7 protein-coding genes and 1 pseudogene are annotated in these 7,770 nt (G+C 68.2%); 1 reads left to right on the top strand and 7 read right to left on the bottom strand.

Going from position 1 to position 7,770, the window contains the following annotated elements:
- The 4 genes from AC08OU_RS00535 to rpsL form a co-directional block, all read right to left on the bottom strand.
- A partial coding sequence (locus AC08OU_RS00535) for a GTP-binding protein (protein WP_476604076.1) occupies positions 1-240 on the bottom strand: 240 nt, incomplete at its 3' end.
- Between the two features lie 73 nt (positions 241-313).
- The gene (gene fusA, locus AC08OU_RS00530; RefSeq protein ID WP_476598538.1) at positions 314-2,410 is read right to left on the bottom strand and encodes an elongation factor G; all 2,097 of its coding nucleotides are present in this window, start codon (positions 2,408-2,410) and stop codon (positions 314-316) included.
- A gap of 6 nt (positions 2,411-2,416) precedes the next feature.
- Entirely contained in the window at positions 2,417-2,887 is a 471-nt protein-coding gene (gene rpsG, locus AC08OU_RS00525) for a 30S ribosomal protein S7 (protein ID WP_009740531.1), read from the bottom strand.
- Positions 2,887-3,261 (bottom strand): 30S ribosomal protein S12, encoded by a 375-nt coding sequence (rpsL, locus tag AC08OU_RS00520; protein ID WP_009740532.1) that lies wholly within the window; start codon positions 3,259-3,261, stop codon positions 2,887-2,889. The genes rpsG and rpsL overlap by 1 nt, the downstream gene beginning before the upstream one ends.
- 553 nt (positions 3,262-3,814) lie before the next feature.
- Here rpsL and mug point away from each other — a divergent pair.
- Complete coding sequence (gene mug, locus AC08OU_RS00515) at positions 3,815-4,402, top strand: G/U mismatch-specific DNA glycosylase (RefSeq protein ID WP_462185685.1); 588 nt, start codon at positions 3,815-3,817, stop codon at positions 4,400-4,402.
- Here mug and AC08OU_RS00510 read toward each other — a convergent pair.
- The 3 genes and pseudogenes from AC08OU_RS00510 to AC08OU_RS00500 all read right to left on the bottom strand — a co-directional run.
- Entirely contained in the window at positions 4,379-4,747 is a 369-nt protein-coding gene (locus AC08OU_RS00510) for a pseudouridine synthase family protein (RefSeq protein ID WP_476598556.1), read from the bottom strand. The two genes, mug and AC08OU_RS00510, sit on opposite strands and share 24 nt — an antisense overlap.
- A 179-nt stretch (positions 4,748-4,926) precedes the next feature.
- Positions 4,927-5,127: pseudogene (locus AC08OU_RS00505) on the bottom strand (pseudouridine synthase); the annotation flags it as partial.
- 399 nt (positions 5,128-5,526) lie between these two features.
- The coding region (locus AC08OU_RS00500) for a DNA-directed RNA polymerase subunit beta' (protein WP_476604075.1) at positions 5,527-7,770 on the bottom strand (2,244 nt) is incomplete at its 5' end.

The following is a 7,770-nucleotide window of genomic DNA, read 5'->3' as shown; positions in this document are numbered from 1 at the left end:
CGCGTAGTGCCGGGTGTCGGTCTGGTACTCGACGTGGGCGATCGAGATCGTGATGCCGCGGGCCTTCTCCTCCGGCGCCTTGTCGATCTGGTCGAACGGCGTGAAGGGGTTGAGGTCCGGGTAGGCGTCGTGCAGGACCTTGGTGATCGCCGCGGTCAGGGTCGTCTTGCCGTGGTCGATGTGACCAATGGTGCCGATATTGACGTGCGGCTTCGTCCGCTCGAACTTCTGCTTCGCCACGGGTGTCCCTCCAAGGACGGGTGGTGTCGTGCAGTGTAGTCAGGTAGGGGTGTTGCTCACGCCGCGAGGGCGTTCACTCTCCCCGGGCCTTGGCGATGATCTCCTTGGCGACGTTCGCGGGAACCTCGGCGTAGGAGTCGAACTGCATGGAGTAGCTCGCCCGGCCGGAGGTCTTCGACCGAAGATCACCAACGTAGCCGAACATCTCCGACAGTGGCACCAGCGCCCGTACGATCCGGGAACCGCCCCGCTCCTCCATCGCCTGGATCTGCCCACGGCGGGAGTTCAGGTCGCCGATCACGTCACCCATGTGGCCCTCGGGGGTGGTGACCTCAACGGCCATCAGAGGCTCGAGCAGCACCGGGTCGGCCTTGCGGGCCGCATCCTTGAACGCCATCGAACCGGCGATCTTGAATGCGAGTTCGGACGAGTCGACGTCGTGGAACTGGCCGTCAAGCAGGGTGACCTTGACGTCCACCAGCGGGTAGCCGGCGAGCACACCGAACTCCATGGCCTCCTGGCAGCCCGCATCCACCGAGGGGATGTACTCCCGGGGGATGCGACCACCCGTGACCTTGTTCTCGAACTCGTAGCCGCCGCCGTCGCCGCCGGAGGGCTCCAGGTTGATGATCACCCGGGCGTACTGGCCGGATCCACCCGTCTGCTTCTTGTGGGTGTAGTCGACCTTCTCCACCTTGCGGCGGATCGTCTCCCGATAGGCCACCTGCGGCTTGCCGACGTTCGCCTCGACACCGAACTCGCGGCGCATCCGGTCGACCAGCACGTCCAAGTGCAGCTCGCCCATGCCGGCGATGATCGTCTGACCGGTCTCCTCGTCGGTGCGGACCTGGAAGGTCGGGTCCTCCTCGGCGAGGCGCTGGATGGCGGCGCCCAGCTTCTGCTGGTCGGCCTTGGTCTTCGGCTCGATCGCGACGTGGATGACCGGCGCCGGGAACGTCATCGACTCCAGGATCACCGGGGCGTTCGGGTCGCAGAGCGTGTCACCCGTGGTGGTGTTCTTCAGCCCCACCACGGCCACGATCTGTCCCGCGCCGACGCCCTCCCGGTCCTCCCGGTGGTTGGCGTGCATCTGCAGGATCCGGCCGACGCGCTCCTTGCGGTCCTTCGTCGAGTTCAGCACCGGCGAACCACCGGTCAGCTTGCCGGAGTACACCCGGATATAGGTCAGCTTACCCACGTACGGGTCACTCATGATCTTGAAGGCGAGCGCGGAAAACGGCTCGTCCTCGCTCGGCTCCCGGCGGACCTCGGTCTCCTCGCCGCCGACCGCATGGCCGACGGTGGCGCCGATGTCCAGCGGGTTCGGCAGGAAGTCGACGACGGCGTCGAGCATGGGCTGGACGCCCTTGTTCTTGAACGCCGAACCGCACAGCACCGGGTTGACCTTGCTCGCCAGGGTCGCGCGGCGCAGGGCGGCGATGAGCTGCTCCGTGGAGGGCTCCTCACCCTCGAGGTAGAGCTCCATGAGCTCGTCATCGTTCTCGGCGACGGTCTCGAGGAGCTTGTCGCGCCACTCCTGCGCGGCCTCGAGGTGATCCCGCGGGATGTCGACGGTCTCGTAGGAGGCGCCCTTGTCCTCGGTCGTCCAGAGGAGGCCCTTCATGCGGACCAGGTCGATGACACCGCGGAAGTCGGCCTCCACGCCCCACGGGAGTTGGATCACGGCCGGCGTCGCGTCGAGCCGGTCGATCATCATCTCCACGCAGCGGTGGAACTCGGCACCGACCCGGTCCATCTTGTTGACGAAGGCGATACGCGGGACGTTGTAACGGTCGGCCTGCTTCCAGACCGTCTCGCTCTGCGGCTCGACTCCGGCGACCGCGTCGAAGACCGCGACCGCACCGTCGAGGACCCGCAGCGAGCGCTCCACCTCGACGGTGAAGTCGACATGGCCGGGGGTGTCGATGATGTTGATGGTGTGGTCGCGCCAGATACAGGTGGTGGCCGCGGAGGTGATGGTGATCCCCCGCTCCTGCTCCTGCTCCATCCAGTCCATCGTGGCGCCGCCCTCGTGGACCTCACCGATCTTGTAGTTCACACCGGTATAGAAGAGGATGCGCTCGGTGGTGGTGGTCTTGCCCGCGTCGATGTGGGCCATGATCCCGATATTGCGGGTCCTGGCCAGCAAGGAATGTACGTCAGATGGCATCTCGGATCACCAGCGGTAGTGGGCGAAGGCCTTGTTGGACTCCGCCATCTTGTGGGTGTCCTCCCGGCGCTTCACGCTGGCGCCGAGGCCGTTGCTCGCGTCGATGAGCTCGTTCATCAGCCGCTCGGTCATCGTCTTCTCGCGACGAGCCCGGGAGTAGCCGACGATCCAGCGCAGCGCGAGGGTGGTGCTCCGGCCGGCGCGAACCTCGACCGGAACCTGGTAGGTGGCACCACCCACCCGGCGGCTACGCACCTCCAGCGTCGGCTTGACGTTGTCCAGCGCGCGCTTGAGCGTGACGACCGGGTCGTTGCCGGTCTTGTTCTTCGCACCCTCGAGTGCGCCGTACACGATGCGCTCCGCGACCGACTTCTTACCGCTCAACAGCACCTTGTTCACCAGCGCGGTCACCAGCGGCGACCCGTACACCGGGTCGACCACCACGGCGTGCTTGGGCGCAGGCCCCTTGCGCGGCATCAGCCCTTCTCCTTCTTCGCGCCGTAGCGGCTACGAGCCTGCTTACGGTTACGGACGCCCTGCGTGTCGAGAGCGCCTCGGACGATCTTGTACCGGACACCCGGAAGATCCTTCACTCGGCCACCGCGAACCAGGACGATCGAGTGCTCCTGCAGGTTGTGGCCGACCCCGGGGATGTAGGCGGTGACTTCGATCCCGCTGTTCAACCGGACCCGGGCCACCTTGCGCAGGGCCGAGTTCGGCTTCTTCGGGGTGGTCGTGTAGACGCGGGTGCACACACCACGACGCTGAGGGCTTCCCTTGAGTGCCGGGGTCTTGGTCTTCTCGACCTTGTCCTGCCGGCCCTTGCGGACCAGCTGCTGGATCGTGGGCAACGCCGCTCCCGTTCCTGTCACGCCTCGTCGTACTGCCTTGGGCAACCAGACCGGTACGCCGGCCTCCCTGCTGCTGTGGTCCGCACCCGACCCACCGGAGTGTCCTCGAGCGGCTTCTCCGACCCACGCGGTCGGGCGTGTCGCGCCATTCGACCGGAACCTCGATGCGGTAATCCAGTTCCGGTGAGGGGCACGCCAGCCCGCCCGTCCGCTTCGCGGAATCGAGCTCGACAGTCGCCGACGGATACCCGAATAGTGACTTTACGTCAACCTAGCGAGCACCACGGCGCCACATCGAAGTGCAGGACGCACGCCGGAGCCACGTGGACTCCGACCACAGGGCTTAACAGTACTCCACGCCCGCGTCAGGTGTCGAACGGGGGTGTCCGGCGAAATCCCCCGCAGACCCCGCGCGCACTATGGCACTCGACAAGCGCATGCACTCGACGAGCGGCACAGGCGGGCAGCAGCACGGCCCCACGTACTGGCACGCTGCACCTACTGGCACGCTGTACGGGACAGCACGATACCGGCATCGGAGGCCCGCGAGGACATGTCTGACGCAGCCGGCGCGCGATTCGCGGCCGCCCCCGCCCGACGCCGGCCGAGCCGGGACGAGCTGCTCGCGGCCTACGGGACCACCGTCCCGGACCTGGTCGCCCCGGCCACCGTCGTGCTGCTCTGCGGGATCAATCCGTCCCTCGAGTCCGGGGCCACCGGCTTTCACTTCGGCACGCCGAGCAACCGGCTGTGGCCGGTGCTGCACCTCGCCGGCTTCACCCCACGCCGGCTGCATCCCAGCGAGACCGACGAACTGGCCCGCCGGGGCATCAGCATCACCAATCTCGTCCACCGCTCCACCGCGCGCGCCGACGAGATCAGCGATGACGAGGTCCGCGCCGGCGTGCCCCGGCTCACCGAACTCGTCGAACGGGTCTCGCCCCGGTGGGTGGCCTTCCTCGGCCTGGCCGCCTACCGGATCGGGTTCGGGCGCCGCAGCGCGAAGGTCGGCCGCCAGGCGGAGACCCTGGGACCCGCCGGCATCTGGCTCCTGCCCAATCCGAGCGGCCTGAACGCGCACTATCAGCTGCCCGACCTGGTCCGGGTCTACGGCGAGCTACGCGAAACCGCCTATTCCTGACCCACCCGCCACGTTCCCGAGGAGGGCCGCCGCCGGGCCGGCCGGCAGATGCGCGCGTACCGGGGCCCAGAAGTCGGCTCCGGGGGGCGCCTCGACCTCGATGCGGGAGCCGCCGGCCCAGGCCGCATCGAAGGCGAGCCGCCACGAGTGCAGCAGGGTGCGGGCGGTAGCACCCCGGCCGAACAGCGGATCGCCCTCGATCGGGTGCCCGATCCAGGCCAGATGCACCCGGATCTGGTGGCGCCGCCCGCTGACCGGCGTGACTGCGAGCAGGGTGTACTCACCGCCCTCCCATACCCGGATGAAGGTCGTGACGGACGGGTATGTCCGGACGTGGGAGAACACCGCGGCGGGCGGAATCGTCCGACGCCCGCGCCGGTCGGGGCAAGCCCTGCCCGGGGAACCTCCGCCAAGGGGGCCATCTCCGCCAGGCCGGCCATGATGTCGGCCCGGTTCGCCGCCACCCGGACCCGACTCTTGCGCCCCACGCTCAGCGGCAGATCAATGGTCCCCGAGGCGGGCAGTCCACGGGTCCGGGTCAAGACGAGGTATCGCTTGTCCACCGTGCGGCGCTGGAACTGCCGGGTGAGATCACCGTGGAACCGCAACTGCCGGGCGAAGAGCACCAGGCCCGAGGTGACCTTGTCGATGCGGTGCACCGGGAACAGCTCCTCGCCGTCATCCCCGGCGAGGGTGACGAGATCGGTGTCGTGCCGCTCTCCCATAACCGAGATGCCGACGGGTTTGTCGAGCACGAGAATGGCCTCATCCTCGTAGATCATTCGCTCCCGGCGAATCTCGGTCCACCCGGTCATAAAACGGCCAGCCCCGGTCACGTCAACTGCCGGGGAGCGATTCGATGGCCACTGTCCGATAAGGCGCGGCCAACCGACTCAGGTCGTCGTGGTCGCCGGTCAGAATCACACCGCCGCTACCTTCCACCGCCACCGCAGGTGCCTGCCCCTATCCTACCGATTTTCGCCTCTGCGCGCCGTCCCACCAGCGGGCTCCGGACCTGGACGCGCAACCGGCCCGGCACCCTGGTGAGGGCGCCGGGCCGGTCCTGATCGATCGGGCTTCGGTCGGGCTCTGGTCAGCTCCGCTCGGTCAGCCTCGCGACCTGCTCAGCGGAAGTCTCCCGAGCTGCGGTAGTCGAACTCGTCCAGCGGGACCGCCTGGCCGGAGCCCGTGCCGAACGCGCCGTAATCGACGCCGCCGTCCTCGTAGGCACCGACGGAGTACATCGCCGCACGTGCCTCCTCGGTCGGCTCGACCCGGATGTTGCGGTACCGGGAGATCCCGGTGCCGGCCGGGATGAGCTTTCCGATAATGACGTTCTCCTTCAGGCCGACGAGCGAGTCCGACCGGGCGTTGATCGCCGCGTCGGTGAGCACCCGGGTCGTCTCCTGGAAGGATGCGGCCGACAGCCACGACTCGGTCGCCAGCGACGCCTTGGTGATCCCCATGAGGACCGGGCGGGCCGAGGCCGGCTGGCCACTGGCTTCCACCACCCGACGGTTCTCCGCCTCGAACCGGGCCCGCTCGCAGAGCTCACCGGGCAGCAGGGTGGTGTCACCCGACTCGAGAACGTTCACCCGCTTGAGCATCTGGCGGATGATGATCTCGATGTGCTTGTCGTGGATCGACACACCCTGCGACCGGTAGACCTCCTGGACCTGGTCCACCAGGTGGAGCTGGACCTGGCGCGGCCCGAGGATGCGCAACACCTCGTGCGGGTCGACGGCACCGTCGACGATCTGGCTGCCGACCTCGATGTGGTCGCCCTCGCGGACCCGCAGGCGCGAACGCCGCGAGACCGGGTAGGCGATCTCGTCGCTGCCGTCGTCCGGCACCACCACGACCTTGAAGGTCTTCTCGGTCTCCTCGATCTTCACCCGGCCGGAGACCTCGGTGATGGGGGCCTTGCCCTTCGGGCTGCGCGCCTCGAACAGCTCGACGACACGCGGCAGGCCCTGGGTGATGTCGTCGCCGGCGACGCCACCGCTGTGGAAGGTACGCATCGTCAGCTGGGTGCCGGGCTCACCGATGGACTGCGCGGCGACGATGCCGACGGCCTCACCGACGTCGACCAGCTTGCCGGTGGCGAGCGAGCGCCCGTAGCACTGGGCGCACACTCCCATCCGGGACTCGCAGGTCAGCGCCGAGCGGACCCGCACCTGCTCGATGCCGGCCTCGATGATCTGGCTGATCGCGACGTCCCCGGCGTCGGTGCCGGCGGGCACGATGACCTCGCCGTTCGCGTCGATCGCGTCGGAAGCCAGCGTCCGCGCGTACGCCGAGGTCTCGGCGTACCGGTCCCGGACCAGCACCCCGTCGGCGCCCTTGCGGGCGATCCGGGTGAGGATGCCGCGCTCGGTGCCGCAGTCCTCCTCGCGGACGATGACGTCCTGGCTGACGTCGACGAGCCGCCGAGTCAGGTACCCCGAGTCCGCGGTGCGCAGGGCGGTGTCAGCGAGTCCCTTACGGGCACCGTGGGTGGAGATGAAGTACTCCAGCACGGTCAGACCCTCGCGGAAGTTCGCCTTGATCGGCCGCGGGATGATCTCACCCTTCGGGTTGGAGACCAGGCCACGCATGCCGGCGAGCTGCCGGATCTGCATCATGTTTCCAGCGGCTCCGGAGTTGACCAGCACGTAGACCGGGTTGGTCGCCGGGAAGTTCTCCTCCATCGCCTCGGCGATCTTGTTGGTCGCCTCGGTCCAGATCTGGACCAGCTCGCTGCGGCGCTCCTCATCGGACAGGAAGCCGCGGTCGAACTGCTTCTGGACCCGGTCGGCACGCTGCTCGTAGTCGTCGAGGATCTCGGCCTTGTTCGGCGGCGCGACGACGTCCTCGATCGCGACGGTGACCCCGGACCGGGTGGCCCAGTAGAAACCGGCGCTCTTCAGGGCGTCCAGGGTCGCCGCTACCTGGATCTTCGGGTACCGCTCAGCCAGGTCGTTGACGATCGCGGCCTGTGCCTTCTTGTTCAGCTGGGCGTTGATGAAGGGGTAGCCCTCCGGCAGCGCCTCGTTGAGCAGGCAACGGCCGAACGTGGTCTCCAGGGTGAACACGTCCCCGGTGACCCAGTCGGCGGGCGGGACCCAGTCCGACGGCGGGGTGGTGTCCCGCAACCGCACCTTGATCTTCGCCTGAAGGGCGATCTCCCGGGCGTCGAACGCCATCTGCGCCTCGGCGACGCTGGAGAACGACCGCCCCTCGCCGAGCGCCCCCTCGGCCAGGCGGGACAGATGGAAGACCCCGGTCACCATGTCGAGGCTCGGCATCGCCAGCGGCCGGCCCGATGCGGGCGAGAGGATGTTGTTGCTCGACAGCATCAGGATCCGCGCCTCGGCCTGCGCCTCGGC

This window comes from Frankia sp. CcMO1, assembly GCF_977945845.1.
This window is presented reverse-complemented; position numbering and strand designations above follow the sequence as displayed.